The following is a 19,215-nucleotide window of genomic DNA, read 5'->3' as shown; positions in this document are numbered from 1 at the left end:
ACATATACTGATACTAACTGGAATTGTGCCACTATATAGGTGGGTTTGGCCTCAGGTTTTGCGTAATATCATGTCCGAATAATTACTTTTAATCAAAATCTTCCCATCTCCCCATCAATATTTATTTATGATCGGTATTCAAAGAGCTCAGCCTATCAGACATACAGGCACAAGGGTAAATAATGCCTTTCCGGATTTTTATTACAATTTGTATCTTTGATTACTTATTGCTTGACAGAATCGACAGTATTCTATAAGTGTGTTAGATTGATTAACAACGGCCAAAAAAAAGAGCAGTCGGAACATTCGTCCGCCTGCCCTAATCAACGTATGTAAGCTTAGGAGTAAACCTATGGAAACGCCTGGAAAGCTAAGTTTGGAGCAACAGTTCCAGATGAAAATCTACCAAGACCAAGTCAAGCTCTTGAGCCAGGAGGAGGCTCAGTCCTATCTCTTGGAAGTTTTGCGTCAAATGATGGTTAAGGAGAATCTATTCCGCCATCTACTCAAAAACGCTTAACTCTTAATTAGCTGCGAAGGTTTCACTTTGCTTGACTTGTTTTAAGGGGTGCCTCAGTCGTACCTAAAGTGGAATAATCTACACCAGCATGGGAACGCCTATAATCTAAACCTTCGCTGCTGATCTGAACCTGCTAATAGCCATCCTAGCGCTTTAGCCCTTGCTGGGCTACTACTAGATAATAATAGTGTATTTTAGCAATTTCGACTTACGTAAGAACATCGAGATACTCAGGGAATTAGATACTTAGGTAATTAGATAGTCAAGGAATTCTTACCAAGACCCCTTGGCTGTTAATGGTTTAAATTTACAATCTTGAATTTAGACTAGGAACTAGCTTGCATAGTGCTGACTTTAAGCTTCCTCCGAATTCTAGCACACATGATAAGATTAGGGGTGCTCGATTTTTGCGTTACTTGCGATTATCTTCCGTTTCAGGTCAATCAGCACTTAGGCAAAATTGGGCAACCAACCCACTGAGCTAGTCGAGCTTATCGGCCACACAGAGATTGATCAAGCTGGCCAAGGGCGTTGCTAAGCACTAGCGACCACAGGATTAATCCCTAGCTAGATCTAGGGTGGGCAGAGATGTAGGGTGGGCAGTGCATCAGACCGATTCATCAACCTGGTGATAGCCAAGCTAAGCACTGCCCACCAAAGGATTAATCCCTAGGAGCGATTACTAATTCTCCTGAGATCCTGGCAAGAGGGGGATTTCAATGAAGAGTTAGCCCAGGTATCGGGGGTGGTAGGGAAAGCAGTGAGAATAACGGTACCATCAGGGCCAATCAGCCAACCCTGAGCTTCTACAATTCGCCGCCTTGGAAGCTTTCGAGCCGACTCCTCCCTAGCAGCAGGAGTGATCTGACTCTGATCATTTTCTGTTGCCGAGTTATCTATGGTCACCCAATCTGCTATCACCGTCTGGCTGATGATTGGGTCAAGGGGACTCGGAGGTAAGCCACCCCGTCCAGTAATAATGAATTCATCCCCTTTGGAACTGTTTGATCCTACTTTGACATTGTCGGTGCAGCTAGCGGCAATCAGTGTAGATGGATCAACTACAGTAGTGGGGAGTTCTACTAAACCATGAGAGGGATTAACCCCAAGGATGTTGATTTGTATGTCACCGTCTACACCACGCTCAGAACTGGCGATGATATCACTCAAGTTGGTTAGTTGATCCGGAAAGTTGAACCCAAAGATCCCTTCAGCGGTAAGTGTAATATTACCCCCCATGCCCTCAAAGGCATTAGCGGTGATGTCGCTATTTTCTTCCAGGAAGGCCACAATTAAATCAGCATTAATGGTGATATCGCCACCATCTCCTGGTTGGTCTTCGGTACCGGCGCTAGTGGTGATTTGACTACCGTTGCGCAATAGTAATAAATCCTGTAGGGTCAGAGTAATATTGCCACCGTCTCCGCTAACGGTTTCAGTAGAGATATTACTTTCTTCAAGGAAGATAGAGTCAGCCTCTACCAAGATGTCACTAGCATTTCCTTGGCCAGAACTACTAGCAGTCACTTGAGCGTTATTAGTTAAGGAGAGCGAGCTTCCCCGAATGATGATGTTAGGCTCTGGGTCTGGTTGAGAGTTAACAACTGCTGTTTCCTCTACAGCTGTAGTAATTCTGCTGTCTGAGAGGGAAATGGAGTTGGCATTGAGTGTGATTGTTCCTATTTCGCCAGTAGTTTCGGTAGTACTTAGAATAGCACTATTGTTTTCTAGGGAGATGGAGTCAACATTAATTATTATTATGCCAGCATCCCCAGTACTGTCATTAATCGTTCTGGTACCAATAGTACTGCCTTCTCTGAGCACAAGTGAGTCAGCAGTAATGGTTATTATGCCAGCATCCCCACTGCTATTGTTTTGAGTCTCGCTGCCAATACCATTTTCCTGACCTTCCAACAATAAAGAACCGGCGGTGATGGTGATCTCTCCAGCATTGCCACTACTGTTATTTCTTGTGTTGGTACCAATACCACTTTGTTCTCTGAACACAAGTGAGTCAGCAGTAATGGTTATTTTTCCAGCATCCCCACTGCTATTGTCTTGAGTATCGCTGCCAATACCACTATCCTCGCCTTCAAACAATAAAGAACCGGCGGTGATGGTGATCTCTCCAGCATTGCCACTACTGTTATTTCTTGTGTTGGTACCAATACCACTTTGTTCTCTGAACACAAGTGAGTCAGCAGTAATGGTTATTTTTCCAGCATCCCCACTGCTATTGTTTCGAGTATCGCTGCCAAGACCACTTTGATTTTCAAACAATAAAGAACCGGCGGTGATGGTGATCTCTCCAGCATTGCCACTACTGTTATCTTGAGTGTTGGTACTAATACCACTGTTGTTTGTGACCACAACTGAGTCAGCAGCAGTAACAGTGATATTGCCAGCATCCCCCTTACCCTCTGTCGTACTACCAATCCCCGCCTCTTCTAGGGTAAGGGTACCGGTTTGAACGATAACGTCTCCAGCATTTCCATTATTCCCAGAGGTGAGGCTATTGATTCCAGCACTTTTGAGGGATATGGATTCATCACTGATCACGGTGATTGGTGGTGCCTGATCGGTACGGTTGTTATTTCTATTAATTCCGATACTTTCCAATGCGATCGCACCAGCCGCAGTAATGGTGACTGCTCCTCCGCCAGTATCAATTCCCGCATTCATCAATTCCACATCACCACTACCGGAATTGTCACTATCCGCTTCCAGGACTAGATTCAGGAAACCACTGTTGGCATTGATGCCAAAGTTTTTGAGACTAATATCATTGGCCGCTTGCAAACTTAGAGTGACTTCCCCTGGTGTAGTTTTGGTAATGCCAAAGCCATCTGCGGTGATATTTCCTTCCTGAGCGCCTGTGGTTCCAGTAGTGATAGTGACATTAGTGCCAGCATTGAGTTGAGCTTCAATATCTGGGATATTCACCACGGCATCATCTCCAGTGGGAGTGAAGATATTGGAATTACTATCAAAGGTGCCATTGGATGTATCGGCAAAGCCAAGAGTAACATTCCTCGGGTCAAGTAACCATGTTCCTGCTAAACCATTTGGGGCGCTAGCATCGACTCTAACTCCCGTAACATCGAGAAAATTTGCACTGGATGTCTCGATTAAACCGCCATTGCCTGATTGGGATCCCCCCAGTGCCGTTAAGGTGCCATAGGCGCGAGTCGATTGATTGGACCAAATCAGAATCAGACCACCATTACCAGTGCTAACCGCATCAGCCTTGATGGTGGTTTCAGGAGCGATATAGGTAGCTGTGGCCAATGGCAGCTGTCCTTGACCTTGGAAATCCCCACCAATTAGTGCATTTCCACCACTACTGTCTCCAGAAACGTCAATTGATGCACTGTCAAACAAGCCAACGTTATCTCCTAATACCGTTACTTTGCCGCCGGTTTGTCCTGGGGAGAGGTTGGCAGCGCTTAGGGTACCAGAGATCATCACCGTTCCTGGCTCAAGTGGCACTACAGTACCGGAATCGGTAAGTGTTACCTGACCGTCACTGGAAACTGTTACGCCAGTGTCATGGTCCAAACTACTCAAAAATTCAGTGACAGAGGCCGGAGCGGATGGTGTTAATGGCACCTTTGGGGTGGATAGTGTCAAAATCTGTCCAGCTTGCCCCAATTGCACTAAGGTTTCAGCAGGGACCGCTAATATATTAATCTCACCCCCTGATGCTAGGATATCCCCAGTGCTAATCACACTCCCACCAACTAAGGTGACATTCTGTCCCTGTCCCACAGCTAAATTGCCAGCATTTACGATCGGCTGAGGATGATTCTGGCCATACTGCAATCCCGGAGTAATGTTAATGGTTAACAGGGGTGGTTCTTCGGGATTGGTAGCACTAAACTCGGTGCCATTGCCAAACACTACACTATTAGCGGTACTTCCGACAAAGGAACCGGCTACATCTAATTGGGAATTGGCTCCGAAAACAATACCATTAGGATTGAGCAAAAACAAATTGGCGGCACCATCTACTCCCAGGGTTCCGAAGATCTTGGAGATGTTACTACCAGTTACTCGGCTGAGAATGTTGTTAATGCCAGCGGGATTGGCAAAGTAAACCCGCTGCAAGTCCCCAACATTAAAATCAGAAAAGCTATGGAATAGGTTATCCCCTCTGGTTGCTCCACCTTCAATCAAGTCAGCAGGAAGTCCTTTAACCTCTACATTGGGTTTAACAACACTTGGATTATCCCCCAAGGTATGATCCGGAACAATCTGAGCTAGAACGGGATGGGCTGAATAGGTAATCCCATAGTATCCACTCAGACCTATGCCACCAAAAATTACTAGCGATTGCAATATTTTCATGTTTACTTAGCCTCCTATATTTAACCTTGGGAGTGATCTAAGCAAATATGCTCCGATTTAGGAGTAAGTAGTCACAACTTAGGAGTCAAAATTATTGCTTGTCTAGTAACTTTTAAGATCAATTCTCGAAAGAATCAACTAATGGTTATTTATAATCATACTAATCATTTCTGAATTATTAGTATGAATTATTATTTCGATGCTTTAATTACTATTGCACCGCCATAGCTCTAGCGCGATTAGTTTCAATCATTTGCTCTAGCATTTCCCTAGAAACACAACGGCGTTCAGAGCAATAGGTCATGAGATTGACGCCATTCATCATGCGCACAGTGCTGACTCGGACACGAAAATCATCGGTTATAAACCAACAACGTTCTTGACCCTGATTATTCTGATAATTGGTATCAATGGTGAGGATGCCGTCTTTGCCAAACCAATACCGACTAACTACCGGAATACTTTCCACATAGCCCTGGTCTCGAATCAATTTACCACTAAGCTTAGTTTCATCGTCTGGAACATCAATCAGAATTGCCGCATATTTTGAACTTGGTTCCCGGTCATCTAAATTGATTTGCCACATAAAGCTCGCTCCCCCCATCGCCTGGCTTGGGTCAATCTTTTGGAGGTCACACACGGTTTGGACTTTAGGGTTATCTTTTTCGATGACTTGAACAATCAGATTGGATTCTCCGGATTCATCGGCAGCGTTATCAAAGTGATGAACTGTCCGTTGAGTAAACCACTTGCCCTCGCTTTTACGAAAGAAGTCCATCATGGTCATGGGTGGCTTGAGTCGCATTTTTGCTTAAACCTCCGGATAGTGGTATATGGCTAGAGATGATTAATCTCTATGTCTAGGTTAGGGTACGATCATTTGGTGTCCCTAGCCTAGTCCCTACCCAGGAAATGGTAATTATTTGTAATATCCTGTGTTCCCAGCACAACGGTAGACTAACCTTGGCAGTTCCAGGTAGAGTTCAGTAATTACCATGAGTCAAACTCGGTTAAGCGATCGCACTAACAACCAAGCTATGGATATCTTAAAACGGTTCCAAGCCGGAGACTATATCTCTGATGCTAATCTTGAGGGCATCGATTGGAGTCAGAGAGACTTGTACCAGGTTAACCTCCGTGGTGCTAACCTACATAAAGCTAATTTGAGCCAAGCTACTCTGACTGGGGCTAATCTTAGTCAGGCAATTTTGCGCGAAGCGAATCTGAGGGGAGCTGATCTCAGGGGAGCTGATCTGACTGGCGCTGACCTTACTGGCGCTGATTTGGAAGGGGCTTATGTAAACCGGGCGGATTTAAGGAAGGCTAATTTGACGATGGCTAACTTAAATGAAACCAACCTACAAGTAGCCCTGTATGACCGGGAAACTACTTGGCCAGAAGGATTTCGCTACAAAAGTTCTGGTGCTGTTGGTCCTGGTGCTAATCTCAATGGTGCTTTTCTCAATACCGCTAATCTCAGGGGAGTTGACTTGCAAGGGATTAGAGTAATAGGAGGTTATCTCAGCGGAGCGGATTTAACTGGTGCTAATTTGCAGGATGCTGCTTTGAGTGGATCCAACTTACGGAAGGCTTTGCTGACCGGGGCTTGCTTGCGCAATGCCCGTATGAGTGGCGTGGAGCTGGAGGGAGCCGATTTGCGAGGGGCCGACCTGACTGGAGCAGATTTAAACCATGTACAAAATATTGCTGGCGCTGACTTTACCATGGCTCAAGGCATCAGTGATTCTACCCGTTCCATGCTCTTGAATCAACCATATAAAGATCTAGACACCTGGAATCCCTATACTCGCAGCAATACTCGGGAAAGCTTAGGGGCCAGTCATCGTAGTTGAAGGTTAAGGGGTTGAAGGTTGAAGGTTGAAGGTTGAACGCGCACGCGTGGCCTTTTGGCCAAGGTTGAAGATTGAAGGTTGAAGCGTTGAAGGTTGAACGCGCACGCGTGGCCTTTTGGCCAAGGTTGAAGGTTGAACGCGCACGCGTGGCCTTTTGGCCAAGGTTGAAGCGTTGAAGGTTGAACGCGCACGCGTGGCCTTTTGGCCAAGGTTGAAGGTTGAAACCTGTAACCTGTAACCTGTAACCTGTAACCTGTAACCTGTAACTTGTAACCTGTAACCTGTAACCTGTAACCTGTAACCTGTAACTTGTAACCTGTAACCTGTAACCTGTAACTTGTAACCTGTAACCTGTAACTTGTAACTTGTAACTTGAAAGCTGTAACCTTATTATACAATAATCACCATTTAAGAACGTCACCAAAATGTCTGAGAGTCAAGAAGCAAAGCCATCAGCGGCAGAAATTGAGGAAGTTATTACTGAACTAGAGAAATATCGCGAAAGACTCGTTAATGATGTGATGAAAATGGCCGAGAAGGTGAAATTGCCTAAAAAAGCGGTCATGGAGCATATCAAAAAACACCCGGAAATTGTAAAGATTGACACTGCTCTGGAAAATCTCCGCCCCCAGGAATCCTCTTTGCCATCATCCTAAAGCAACTGACTGAAGCAACTGGAATTACCCATGGTTACATCGCAAACTGAACCACCAGCTCCTTCTGAAACTGACCGCTTGCTGGCTGATGTTAATAGCCAACTTGCTGAGGGAAACGTTGACATTAATAATAATGCGCAACAGTTAAAACAGATGGTTGAATCCCTGGCTGATAGCCGGGGCATGGTCAGACTTGGATTCGTGGAAGCCTTCGGCAAAATTGGTAAGCCAGCTTCTCCGTTTTTGCTCGAAGCACTAGCTAATCACCCAAACCCGGTGGTGCGCAGGTCTTGTGGCAAGGCTTTAGCAAAAATCAGGGATCCCCAGGGGGTTCCTACCCTGATCAATGCTTTGTTAAATGATGAGGATACAGTGGTCAAGAGTTCAGCGGCTGGAGCCTTAGCCAGAATGGGAGAAGCGGCTGTGCCAAAGTTGATTGAGGTGTTGGAATCAGCGGATTATCCCCAAACGGCAAAAGGTCATGCCTCTTGGGCACTAGCTTTTATTGGGTCAGACGCAGCTGAGCACCTGTATCAGGCAATCCACTCGGAATCAGAAGATGTGCGGATGGCAGTAGTCGGTGCGATCGCTAATTTGGTGGATGAACCGGGTAATGACCAGGCTACAGAAATTCTCCTGGTAGCACTGAAAGATGAATCTGTCAATGTTCGTGCAGAAGCAGCGACATCGGTGAGCCAACTTAACCCCCAGGTAGGGGTTCCCCATTTAATCCCGTTACTGGAAGACCCTAGCCAAGAGGTAAGGCGGAGGGCAATCTTATCCTTAGGGAAGCTGAAGGATGAAGCGGCTTTACCTGCCTTAACAGCCAAGTTATGCGATGAGCGAGAGGAAATTCGCCAACTGGTCAAGGTAGCGATCGCACAAATTCAGAAGGGTTGAAGGGTTCAAGCTTGAAGGGTTGAAGGGTTGAAGGTTGAACGCGCACCGGTGGCCTTTTGGCCAAGGTTGAAGGTTAGAGGTTAAAGGTTAAAGCTTAGAGGTTGTTGGACCTTGGGGTTAGGTTTAGGGTAGCTTAAAAAGCATTAGTGAAAAATAAAATAATCATTCGATACTTCATAAGTCATATTTCATAATTCATACTTTATAATTCAGAATTTCTAAGATAGTCGTCAGTTTCAATCACAGAGAATCCCAGAAGTTTACAAATCTTGATAATTTAGGGTGATCAGGGCATTGTATAAATAAATGTGTGAAGGTGTAAAACACTGACACAATCTCGCTCACAGGAGCTATGAGCTCCCAAGATTCCTCCATCAGGAGTCGCGAGAGAGGTTATGTTGTTGTTTAAAAGCTTGTAAAGTTTTTTAAACACCCTGAGAAAACTCTGATTAAAAAATTTGTTGCTATCTAGGAGAATCTGTTAATGGCATTCGGACCAGCATCACAGCTAGGTGTCGGCCTATTTGAAGACACAGATCCAATTGAAGTATGGCCAGGTATCTCAAGCGAAGACGCTGAGGCCGTGATTCGGGCGGTCTATAGGCAAGTCTTGGGCAATGCTTATGTCATGGAAAGTGAGCGACTCGCTGTCCCAGAGTCTCAGTTTAAACTAGGTGAACTCAGCGTTCGGGAATTTGTGCGGGCAGTCGCTAAATCCGATGCTTACAGCTCCCGGTTTTTCGACAAATCTCCCCGTTACCGGGTAATTGAGCTGAATTTCAAACATTTACTTGGTCGGGCTCCCGATGGCTTCGAGGAGATGAAAGCTCACAGTATTATCTGGGATGAAGGGGGCTTCGAGGCAGAGATTGATTCCTACCTCGACAGTGACGAGTACCAGGAAGTCTATGGGGAAGACACTGTTCCCTTCTACCGGGGCTACAAAACCCAAACAGGCAAGAAGATGGTTGGGTTTACCCACATGTTCCAACTGTTGCGAGGAGCGTCTAGTAGCGACTTCAAAGGAAGCTTGGCTGGCAAGACTCCCTGTCTAAATAAGAATGTAATTCAAGAAATTCCTACAGCAGTGATTCCCCCGTCTGGTGGTGTATCTGGCTGGTCTTTCCAAGACACACCATTTGGTGCCAGAACTCGCCATGGTGCTGGAGCTAGTGCTGAAGGTAAGGTTTACCGGATTGAGGTCACTGGCTATAAGTCCCCTGGTGCAGTGAATCGGGTATCCAAATTCCGGCGCAGTAACCAGGTCTACCTGGTTCCGTTTGATCAGCTCTCCAAAGAGTACCAGCGGATTCATAAGCAAGGTGGCGTGATTGCCAGCATCACCGTTGTGTAATTAGGATTCAATCGGGATTCAAACGTTTCTAATCTGGAAAAGTTCGTGTATGTCTGCGTGCTTTGGCAGCAAGCCAACTAGTTTGCTGCCAAAGAAGGTAGAGGTGCAGTGAAATTAAGGGTTGGTTGCTTTGTTTTGGCAAGGAAAATCCCCTTTAGTTTGAATAAGTTTTTTGCAAGGAGAAATTTAAATGGTCAGTACAGCGCCTACTGCCAAGTTTGGTCTAGATTCAGATTTGATCTTTGAACTATGGCCCACTAGTGGCATTGATGAAGTACAAGCTGTAATTCGGGCAGTTTATCGTCAAGTTTTGGGCAACCCCCACATTATGGAGAGCGAGCGGCTGGTGAATGCTGAATCGCAATTATGCGATGGCAGCATCAGTGTCAGGGAATTTGTCCGGGCTGTGGCCAAATCAGATTTCTATCGCGCTCGTTATTTTGAATCCTGTGCGCCCTACCGATTTATTGAGCTGAACTTTAAGCATTTATTGGGTCGTGCTCCCCTGGATCAAACAGAAATTGCGGAACACATCCGCATCTGTATTGAGCAGGGCTACGATGCTGAGATTGATTCTTACATCAATAGTGACGAATACCAAAATAATTTTGGGGATGATACCGTACCCTACTATTGTGGTTCTAGTAGCCAAATCGGCCAAAAGCAGGTGGGTTATAACCGTACCCTCTCCTTGTTAAGGGGTAATTCAGAAGTTGATAGCTCCATCAAAAGCTCTTGCTTGGTAGAAGCAGTTGCCACCAATAGCACCAGCAAAATTGTGCCATTGGCAGGTGGTCGTGCTGCCGCTTATGCTGATGCTACCGAAAAGACGTTCAAAATTGTAGTGCGGGGTGCCATGTACAGCGGTCGTCGCCGTCGTAGTACCACTGAGTACATTGTTCCTGGCAGCAAGATGACACCCCAAATTCAGCGGATTAATCGCACTAGTGGGACAATCGTCAGCATTACAGAAATCTCCTAATGTCTGGGGTTTGGTCTTTTCGGAAGTTTTAAAGGAGAGATAGAAATGGGAAATTTAACTCGGTCAGCTGTTCTAGGCTTGGATGCCTTTGAAGGTGATCCATTAGAATTACGGCCTTTTGCCACTGAAGATGATTTACAAACGGTAATTCGAGCTGTTTACAAGCAGGTTTTGGGCAATGCCCATCTGATGGATAGCGAGCGACTCGCTAATGGGGAATCAATGTTGCGCAATGGGGATATTACTGTCCGTGGCTTTGTGCGCATGGTCGCTCAATCATCCCTGTATCAATCCCGATTTTTCCAGGGGTCTTCTCCCTATCGGTTCATTGAACTTAATTGCAAACATTTGCTAGGTCGTGCTCCGCTAGATCAAGCTGAAATCTCTGAGCACGTCAGCCTTTACAATCAACAGGGTTATGAGGCTGAAATCGATTCCTATATCGATAGTGACGAATATCTCCAGAATTTTGGGGAGAACGTCGTTCCCTACCCCCGCAGCATCCGTAGCCAATTGGGAATTAAGAATGTGGGCTTTAATCGGATGTTCTCGTTACTGCGAGGCTCTGCTACCAGTGATAGTGGAAAACCAGCCCAGCTAATTACTGCTGTAGCTGGTAATATATCTCCAAAAGTTAAGGCTCCAGCGGTTGGAAATGGGGCAGGTTATGGCAACACTGGCAAGCGTTACCAGATTGCTGTTTCCACATGCGCTGCTGCAGCCCGGTTGAATAAGTATAGCAAGCTGAACTATCAGGTTAGCTACGAGCAACTCTCTGAACAAGTGCAGAGTATTCATAAAAGCGGTGGCAAGATTCTCAGTATTACTGAGTTAAATTGATCGAGTAGCCCGGTTATCAGTTACTAAGTCAACGTAAGTATTCAGCCGTCAGCTGTCAGCCGTCAGCTAATCAACGGGAATTAGTAAACAACCTTACGGGCTGGTACAGCTAGTTGAAAATCCCTGCTCGTTTTACTCATCCCACCCCGTTCAGTTAAAGCGCCTGCTAGCTGATAGCTGATAGCTGATAGCTGATAGCTGAATGCTTACAAGTCAACAGTTAATGGTAATCAAGAAAAACTGTTAACTGTTAACTGATAACTGATAACTGGTAAGTGAATAGCTGTGTAATTCAGCTAAATCTGAGCAAAGAATCTAGGAGGAATTTAAATGTCACTTTGGGTAATCGATGCTGACCCGGTAGAGTTGCGTCCTGGTGCAACAGAAGATGATGTGCAGACAGTGATTCGGGCAGTTTACAAACAGGTTCTAGGTAACCCGCACTTGCTGGAATGCGATCGCTTAACTACTGCTGAAGCGATGCTGCGCAATGGAGACATCAGTGTACGGGGCTTTGTGCGCATGGTCGCTAAATCAGACTTGTATAAGTCCCTGTTTTTTGATTCTGCTTCCCAGTATCGTTTCATTGAGCTGAACTACAAGCATTTTCTAGGTCGTGCTCCCCAGGATCAAACAGAAATTGCCGAACACGTTCAAATTTATAACACTGCTGGCTACAACGCTGAAATCGATTCTTATATCGATAGCGCAGAGTATCAGTCGAGTTTTGGCGAGTTTATTGTCCCCTATCCTCGTAGTAATACTACCGAAGTTGGGATTAAGAACGTAGCCTTTAATCGGACGTTTTGTTTGATGCGGGGATATGCTACCAGTGATAGCAGTAACCAAGCTACCCTGATTAGTGATTTAGCGGCTAATCTGTCTACCAAGATTACTGCTCCTGCTGGGGGTTCAGGTAATTACGCCAATACAGGCAAACGCTTTAAGGTTACTGTAGCTAAAGCTGGTGTTGGTTCTCGCTTTAAGCGGAGTAATGCTACCTATGAAGTGGGTTACGACCAGCTGTCGGCGAGGATTCAAAATATCCACAAAATGGGCAGCAAAATTGTCAGTATTACTGAAATCGGTTAGGTTGACTGTCAGGATTCAGGTAAGCTATCAGCTATCAGCTATCAGCTATCAGCTTTACGTAACTCAGCATTATTCGAATGCTTAGCTCTTTTCTTGATGCAAAGCGCGAGTGGGGGAAAACCCCGTGAGGCCACTGCATCGCTTATTCGCGCATCACCTCAAGTAGCGTGCGCTATGGGCATAAGCGGAAGACTGACGGCTGACGGCTGAATGCTGACGGCTGAATGCTTACGGATTCAGTAGTTGATCTGAGCTAAGTATCTAGATGTTAGTTTTTGGAAATAGGTTGTGAACAATCAACAGCTATTTTCCAAAAACTAACACTATTGATTAGATAATTGTTCATTAATTAATGGCAGCGGTATTGAATTTTATGAATTCATAACTTAGTAAATTCAAAGTACTTTCCCGATGTTAGGAATAATTGCAGATGGCACTAGCACTCTGAGGGATTAGAGCGATCGCACAGTTGTACTAGAGGGAAAAACTAGAGGGAAAAATCTCTGTCACCAAGATATAATAAGCACAAATGACTATACGGTTAAGCTTCCTAGAAAAATTAAGGATTTTAGGATTTTTTTCAGTCAATCAGCCTAGGGTCAATTAGCCAAGACCATATAACAAGGTTAACGTTAACCAAAAATAATTTAATACTTATATTGTTCAATTATTTTTTTTTATATTCACTGATAAAGACTCTTTAATTAAAGTGAATTCAATAGAAAGTTAAGAAAGTAGTTTTTGTCATTTTTTTTTAAATTAGTTGTTTATTAACTTTAATTAACAACATTTAACAACGATGGATTGGGAGGTCTTTTAGATGGTAATTGGTTTTATAAACCCTGTACTGACACGAGCCCCGCAATTAGGGGTGGCATCATTTCAAGACACAGACCCAGTTGAACTGTGGCCTAGTCATTCTCAACAAGAAATAGAAATTGTGATTCGGGCTGTCTATCGGCAAGTCTTGGGGAATACCTATGTCATGGAGAGTGAGCGGCTCACTGTGCCCGAATCCCAACTCAGAAAGGGAGAAATTTCTGTCCGGGAATTTGTGCGGCAAGTTGCTAAATCTGAGCTTTACTACTCCCGATTTTTCGAGACTTGCTCTCGTAACCGAGCCATTGAGTTGAATTTCAAGCATCTCCTTGGTCGAGCTCCCGAAAGTTATGAGGAAATTATTGAGCATACAAGGGTGCTTGATCAAGGGGGTTATGAGACTGAAATCGATTCTTATATCGATAGCGAAGAATACCAGCTGGCTTTTGGGGAAAACCAGGTTCCCTATTATCGGGGTTACAAAACCCAAATAGGCAAGAGTACAGTAGGATTTACCCATCTCTTAAAACTGTTGCGTGGTGCAGCTGGTAGCGATCAAGCAACTGTTTGGCGGGGGAATTGGTCTCGGTTGAATCAGTTCCTGATGACCAATAGCCCCAGTAAGATGGAGGCGCTTTCTGGAGCTGGTGATGTAGTAAAACCCACAGATGTCAATAAACTCCTGGCTAATGTTCTAGGTCTCAATAAAGGCCAACCAGCAGGTCCGGTAGAAACTCAAACAGCACCTAAGATTCTCACAGAAGCTGAAAAACTGCTGCAAAACACGACTCAAACCTGGCAACGCCAGTATCAAGCCTGGGAAGAAGTTGATCCGATTGAGCTGTGGCCAGGTCGTTCGGAAGCAGAAATCGAGACGGTGATTCGAGCAGTTTATCGTCAGGTTTTGGGAAATGCCCATGTTATGGAAAGTGAACGGCTGACTGTCCCGGAATCCCAGATCAAGCGGGGGGAAATCACTGTCCGTGAGTTTGTGCGTCAGGTTGCCAAGTCCGAGTTGTATCGGTCAAGGTTTTTCGATATCTGTCCCCGCTACCGGTCAATTGAGCTGAATTTTAAGCATTTGCTCGGTCGTGCTCCTGATGACTACTCTGAGACTTTCTATCACAGCCAAGTACTTGATCAAGAAGGTTTCGAGGCGGATATTGATTCCTATATCGATAGTGACGAGTACCAAGAGGTCTTTGGGGAGAATGTTGTACCCTTTTACCGGGGCTATAAAACCCAAACAGGCAAAAAGCTCCTTGGGTTTACTAACATGTTGGTGCTGATGCCGAGCGTTTCTAGCTCTGATAAAGACAATGTGTCAGGGAATCCACCAAGGCTGAATAAATCAATTATTTACAATAATCCCCTTGGACAAGCCCCAGTTACTGATATCCAAGCTTTATTGGATGAAGTACTCAAGCCCAAAATCCAACCGCAGGAAGCTCCCACAGAAGCTGAGAAACAACGCTCAGAAGCGTATCAAGCCATCGAACGGAAATGCCAAGAGCAAGAAGAACTGCTGGAAACCTTGCAGCAACAGCTGGCAGAGTTACGACCATTGGCTAGCTTTGGAGAATCACAGTATAGCAAATGGCAGTCTTACAGTTCTTCGACCAATGGTGGTAGTGGTTTCACCAGCATTGCGGACCAAATCCCCATGGCAGCAGCAACTGTAGAGCCAGACAGTTATGAAGCTCTGCAACAAAAGTCTGAAAAACAAACGAACGAAATTGCCACCTTACAAGAAAAGATTGCTGATCAGCGCCGTTTAGCTATGATTGCAGAAACCCAGTTGAATAAATGGCGTCCTCGTAGTTATTAGAGGAAAAACTTAGTACTTATTAGAGCTGCTATTAGCTCTATGGCCAGTTGCCATAGAAATGTGTAGGTTGTTGAAGGTTGACTGTTGAGAGTTTACTGACAGCGGTCAACCTTCAACAACTACCTGGAAAATATAAGCTTTTAACTAAAGCTTTCAACGTCAGCATTCAGCTATCAGCATTCAGCTATCAGCCTATGCGCTACGCGCACGCTTTGCGAAGAGCTTTTGCATAAAAGAGGTCAGCATTCGAATAATGCTGAGTGAAGTCCCAGCGTCGTTCGCACAGCGTGGCCATTCGCGTAGCGTGGCCAACGGCCAAGGCCAAAGCCTGTGCCACAAAGCTGATAGGCTTTTCCCCAGACTTTCAATTTTATTCTAAGCTGACCGCTGACCGCTGACCGCACCTCAAGTAGCGTGCGCGTAGCGCATATGCTTACCTTTCAACTAAAGCTTTTAACGAGGTACTTTTAACAGTAAAATATATAGACTTTAAATAGCCGATCCGGAGGAAAAGCCAATGGCCAAGAAAAGCCGTAAAACTGCTAGCCAGTATTCAGAAGGTAAGTCCAAGGTGGGAATATCCCTGACCCCTACAGGCATTGGCTTGTTAACTCAGATGGCTCAGAATACTGGATTGTCCCGCTCGGAACTAATTGAGCGTATCGCCAGAGGTAATATTGCGATCGCATGCCAGCAGGCAAGGATGACCATCACCGTTGAAAATCCACCGGAGGCAAAGGAAACATCCCCCAACAATGGAGCCACAAAATCTCCAACCAAGATTCAAGTAATAGAGGGTCAACAACCGCTACAACCTGATGTGTCTGAGTCTGGTACTTCTGGTGTATCCCAAGAAGATTACCAGTCTTTACAACAGCAGGCTCAAGAGCAAGCTAATGTGATTGAAGACTTACAGAAGCAGCTAGCTGACCAAAAATCTGAAACTGCTGAACAGACCGAAAGTTATCAGTCTCTGCAACAGCAGGCTAAAGAGCAAGCTAATCTGGTTAAGAAATTACAGAAGCAGCTAGCTGACCAAAAATCTGAAACTGCTGAACAGACCGAAAGTTATCAGTCTTTGCAAAAGCAGGCTAAAGAGCAATCTAATCTGGTTAAGAAATTACAGAAGGAGTTAGCCGAGCAAAAATCTGAAACTGCTGAACAAACCGAAAGCTATCAGTCTTTACAAAAGCAGGCTAAAGAGCAATCTAATCTGGTTAAGAAATTACAGAAGCAGCTAGCCGAGCAAAAATCCGAAACTGCTGAACAGACAGAAAGTTATCAGTCTTTACAACAGCAGGCTAAAGAGCAATCTAATCTGGTTAAGAAATTACAGAAGCAGCTCGCAGACCAAAAATCTGAAACTGCTGAACAGACCGAAAGCTATCAGTCTTTACAACAGCAGGCTAAAGAGCAAGCTAATCTGGTTAACAAGTTACAGAAGCAGCTCGCAGAGCAAGAATCTGAAACTGCTGAACAAACCGAAAGCTATCAGTCTTTACAACAGCAGGCTAAAGAGCAAGCTAATTTGATTGAAGACTTACAGCAACAGCTGTCTGAACAAAAATCTCTAGCAACACAACAGGTAGAGAGTAACCAGGCTCTGCAACAGCAGGCTCAACAGCAAGCTAATCTGGTTAACAAGTTACAGAAGCAGCTAGCTGAGCAAGAATCTCAGGCGGCCCAACAAGTAGAAAGTAAAAGTAATCAGTTTCTACAGCAGCAAACTCAAGACCAAGAGAAGCGTATTGCTGAGTTAGAGCATCAGTTGTCTGAGCAACAATCTCCCGCTAATCAACCTACCGAGAGTTATGAGTCTTTGACACAGCATAATCAAGAGCAAGAGGATCGTATCGCCACTTTACAAAAACAAATTGTTGAGTTAAAGCGTTGGGCAACCCTTGGCAAAGCAGAGTTGAATAAGAGGCGTAGCCGGAGATTGTTTTAGTTAGTGCCCGAAAGCATCAATAATAATGTCAAGTCCCCTGGCTTTCTTAGTTGATAGTTTTGGGGATAGTTTTGGCATTCAAGGACAACAAATAATTGGATTATTCTGGTCTTATTATGGAGATCGTTTTCTGCTTGAACCAAAGTTGATCACCTGTTCCAAGCGTGATATCGAACTAGCCGCTGATTCTCGGATATAGGGGTCGGCTTCCTGATTTTCAGCGGTAGCAGATAGCACTTCCATAGCTCTCTCATCTCCCAAAGAACCTAGGGCATGTAGCACAGCAACTTGAAGGGCAATATCATCGATGTCCAAAGCAGCCACTAGGGCTTCAAAAGCTGGTGGACCAATGGTTCCCAGTGCGCCAACTGTCGATATTTTGACAACGGGATCTGGGTCTTTAAGGGCGGTTTGTAGACTCTGCAACCCCACAGTTGGGAAGGTTTCTTCTGAGTAGTTAAGAGCGATCGCAGCCAGCGCTTTAGCACAGCTAGCTCGTACAGTGTTATTTTCACTGGTTGTTAAAGTTTCTGCCAATACCGGTACAGCATCAAGACCAATCACACCTAGAGTTTGCACTGCTGCTCGCCGATAAACCACATCCTCATCACCCAAAATTGCCATCAACTCAGGAATAGTATTCTCGGTGCGCTCTGCTGCAATCTGCCGCATGGCTCTTTCTCTGAGTCTAGGATTTTTATGTTTTAATTGTTGATATAACTCTTCTGTAGACATTAGTAGATAGTAGTAAATATCAGTATACAAATAGGTAAGCATTCAGCCATCAGCTTATGTGCTACGCACACGCTACGCGAACAGTTATCAGCTATCAGTTATCAGCTATCAGCTTATGCCCATAGCCCACGCTAATTGAGGTGCTTTTGAATAAAATAGGTAAGCATTCGTTTAATCTCTGTTATCTCTGCTGTCAGGGATTCATAAAGCTGACTGCTGACTGCTGACTGCTGACTGCTGACTGCTGACTGCTTACAAAAATATGAGTAGTCATCAGTCTATAACCTGAGTTAGAGAAAACTAACTTGATTCAGGAGTTTCGATAACAACAACTAAGGGGTTCTTAGGAAAGTGCTGAACCTGATTCAGGCACAGCACTTTCCTAAGATCCCCCTTTAGTCCAAAGTACTAGAGGCAGCTAATCACTACAAACAGTGGATAGCAATAATCCTATGACATGGAGTTGATTACATAGTCAAGATAACCCCGGTATTCAACCAAGGCTTGGGCAGACATATCACGAGGAGCGCAACCACGATCCCGGAGGAAGGTCAAACCAGTAACATAGGTAGCTGCATCGATACCTAAGGCTTTGTACACTTCACGAGCGCCAGCAATACCCCACTCATCCAGAGGACCAGTACCACCAACAACTAGGCAATAGTTGATCAAACGCAGGTAGTGAACGATGTCACGCTTGCACTTTTCTTTCTGAGTACCTGCATCGATGTCCCGACCACTACCGTTAGGGAACTTTTTGTAGATAGCATCAACAGCTTCTTGAGCTACTTTGTCGTAGTTACCTGCTAACTTATCAGCAGCTTCCATACGAGCCGCAGAACGTTGCAAGCTACCTTGAACTGATTCTAGGTCAGAAGCGCTAGGAAACCGACCTGCTAGGTCAGCGGAAGCAACAACAGTGGTTAACACTGATTTCATAATTAAGATATCTCCTGTCTTAAATTGATTTCGGCAAAAGGTCAGTGTAATTTAAATTCTCCTGAGCCGGGAGACTAGCTAATAGCACTGCCAACTGCATCGAAGTAGCTACCAACTTCTGCAGCCAAAGAAGCACAATCACCGCTAGTAACAGACTCTTTGCGTTGAGATGCAGTGTTGTTAACAAAAGCCACAGCAGCAGCCTTCATGATGCCCACAGCCCGGGTTGTATTACCAGTGGGGACGCCCAAAGCAGCGTAGGTTTCCTTAAGACCATTCAAGCAACGGTCAGTCAGTACAGAACTATCTCCGCTGAGAACGGCGTAGCACACATAACGCAAAACGATTTCGCCATCCCGTAGACAAGCAGCCATCTTGCGGTTGGTGTAAACACCGCCACCG

The 19,215-nt window shown here is 45.0% G+C and carries 16 protein-coding genes; 10 read left to right on the top strand and 6 right to left on the bottom strand.

Translation table 11 applies throughout. The annotated features are described in order from the left end of the window. Window positions 1-352: 352 nt before the first annotated feature. The gene (locus LYNGBM3L_RS12270) at window positions 353-520 is read left to right on the top strand and encodes an NblA/ycf18 family protein (RefSeq protein WP_008183188.1); all 168 of its coding nucleotides are present in this window, start codon (window positions 353-355) and stop codon (window positions 518-520) included. Between the two features lie 669 nt (window positions 521-1,189). Here the strand turns inward: LYNGBM3L_RS12270 and LYNGBM3L_RS12265 are convergent. Next, complete coding sequence (locus LYNGBM3L_RS12265) at window positions 1,190-4,867, bottom strand: two-partner secretion domain-containing protein (protein WP_008183187.1); 3,678 nt, start codon at window positions 4,865-4,867, stop codon at window positions 1,190-1,192. A gap of 211 nt (window positions 4,868-5,078) precedes the next feature. Next, window positions 5,079-5,672, bottom strand: a complete 594-nt coding sequence (locus tag LYNGBM3L_RS12260) for a phycobiliprotein lyase (protein WP_008183185.1) — start codon at window positions 5,670-5,672, stop codon at window positions 5,079-5,081. Between the two features lie 190 nt (window positions 5,673-5,862). Between LYNGBM3L_RS12260 and LYNGBM3L_RS12255 the strand changes: the two genes are divergently transcribed. Then, entirely contained in the window at window positions 5,863-6,720 is an 858-nt protein-coding gene (locus LYNGBM3L_RS12255; RefSeq protein WP_008183183.1) for a pentapeptide repeat-containing protein, read from the top strand. Here the strand turns inward: LYNGBM3L_RS12255 and LYNGBM3L_RS47295 are convergent. Beyond that, window positions 6,708-6,929, bottom strand: a complete 222-nt coding sequence (locus LYNGBM3L_RS47295) for a hypothetical protein (RefSeq protein ID WP_131827234.1) — start codon at window positions 6,927-6,929, stop codon at window positions 6,708-6,710. The two genes, LYNGBM3L_RS12255 and LYNGBM3L_RS47295, sit on opposite strands and share 13 nt — an antisense overlap. Window positions 6,930-7,145: 216 nt before the next feature. Here LYNGBM3L_RS47295 and LYNGBM3L_RS12250 point away from each other — a divergent pair, with 216 nt between their 5' ends. The 8 genes from LYNGBM3L_RS12250 to LYNGBM3L_RS12210 all read left to right on the top strand — a co-directional run bounded on the left by LYNGBM3L_RS12250 (window position 7,146) and on the right by LYNGBM3L_RS12210 (window position 17,139). Beyond that, complete coding sequence (locus LYNGBM3L_RS12250) at window positions 7,146-7,376, top strand: DUF8630 family protein (RefSeq protein ID WP_008183181.1); 231 nt, start codon at window positions 7,146-7,148, stop codon at window positions 7,374-7,376. Window positions 7,377-7,406: 30 nt separating this feature from the next. After that, window positions 7,407-8,276, top strand: a complete 870-nt coding sequence (locus LYNGBM3L_RS12245) for a HEAT repeat domain-containing protein (RefSeq protein ID WP_008183179.1) — start codon at window positions 7,407-7,409, stop codon at window positions 8,274-8,276. 484 nt (window positions 8,277-8,760) lie between these two features. Continuing rightward, window positions 8,761-9,630, top strand: coding sequence for a phycobilisome linker polypeptide (locus tag LYNGBM3L_RS12240; protein ID WP_008183177.1), 870 nt, complete (start codon window positions 8,761-8,763; stop codon window positions 9,628-9,630). 190 nt (window positions 9,631-9,820) lie between these two features. Further along, the gene (locus tag LYNGBM3L_RS12235; protein WP_008183175.1) at window positions 9,821-10,612 is read left to right on the top strand and encodes a phycobilisome rod-core linker polypeptide; all 792 of its coding nucleotides are present in this window, start codon (window positions 9,821-9,823) and stop codon (window positions 10,610-10,612) included. Window positions 10,613-10,657: 45 nt separating this feature from the next. Next, window positions 10,658-11,452, top strand: a complete 795-nt coding sequence (locus LYNGBM3L_RS12230; RefSeq protein ID WP_008183173.1) for a phycobilisome rod-core linker polypeptide — start codon at window positions 10,658-10,660, stop codon at window positions 11,450-11,452. Window positions 11,453-11,782: 330 nt separating this feature from the next. Further along, window positions 11,783-12,544: a phycobilisome rod-core linker polypeptide gene (locus LYNGBM3L_RS12225; protein WP_008183171.1), complete on the top strand. Its 762-nt coding sequence runs from the start codon at window positions 11,783-11,785 to the stop codon at window positions 12,542-12,544. Between the two features lie 820 nt (window positions 12,545-13,364). Further along, complete coding sequence (locus tag LYNGBM3L_RS50360) at window positions 13,365-15,191, top strand: phycobilisome rod-core linker polypeptide (protein WP_008183169.1); 1,827 nt, start codon at window positions 13,365-13,367, stop codon at window positions 15,189-15,191. A 517-nt stretch (window positions 15,192-15,708) separates the two neighbouring features. After that, on the top strand, window positions 15,709-17,139 hold the full coding sequence (locus tag LYNGBM3L_RS12210; protein ID WP_008183168.1) for a coiled-coil domain-containing protein: 1,431 nt from the start codon (window positions 15,709-15,711) through the stop codon (window positions 17,137-17,139). Between the two features lie 114 nt (window positions 17,140-17,253). Here the strand turns inward: LYNGBM3L_RS12210 and LYNGBM3L_RS12205 are convergent, their stop codons facing one another. From LYNGBM3L_RS12205 to LYNGBM3L_RS42480, 3 genes are all read right to left on the bottom strand, one after another. Next, window positions 17,254-17,874 carry a HEAT repeat domain-containing protein gene (locus tag LYNGBM3L_RS12205; protein WP_044492899.1) on the bottom strand — a complete coding sequence of 207 codons (621 nt, stop codon included), beginning with the start codon at window positions 17,872-17,874 and terminating at the stop codon, window positions 17,254-17,256. 450 nt (window positions 17,875-18,324) lie between these two features. Beyond that, entirely contained in the window at window positions 18,325-18,813 is a 489-nt protein-coding gene (gene cpeA / locus LYNGBM3L_RS12200) for a C-phycoerythrin subunit alpha (RefSeq protein ID WP_008183162.1), read from the bottom strand. A gap of 74 nt (window positions 18,814-18,887) precedes the next feature. After that, window positions 18,888-19,215 (bottom strand): bilin-binding protein (locus tag LYNGBM3L_RS42480; protein WP_044492879.1); only part of this gene is annotated, 328 nt, incomplete at its 5' end.

This window comes from Moorena producens 3L (assembly GCF_000211815.1).
GTDB classification, from domain to species: Bacteria; Cyanobacteriota; Cyanobacteriia; order Cyanobacteriales; family Coleofasciculaceae; genus Moorena; species Moorena producens.
This window is presented reverse-complemented; position numbering and strand designations above follow the sequence as displayed.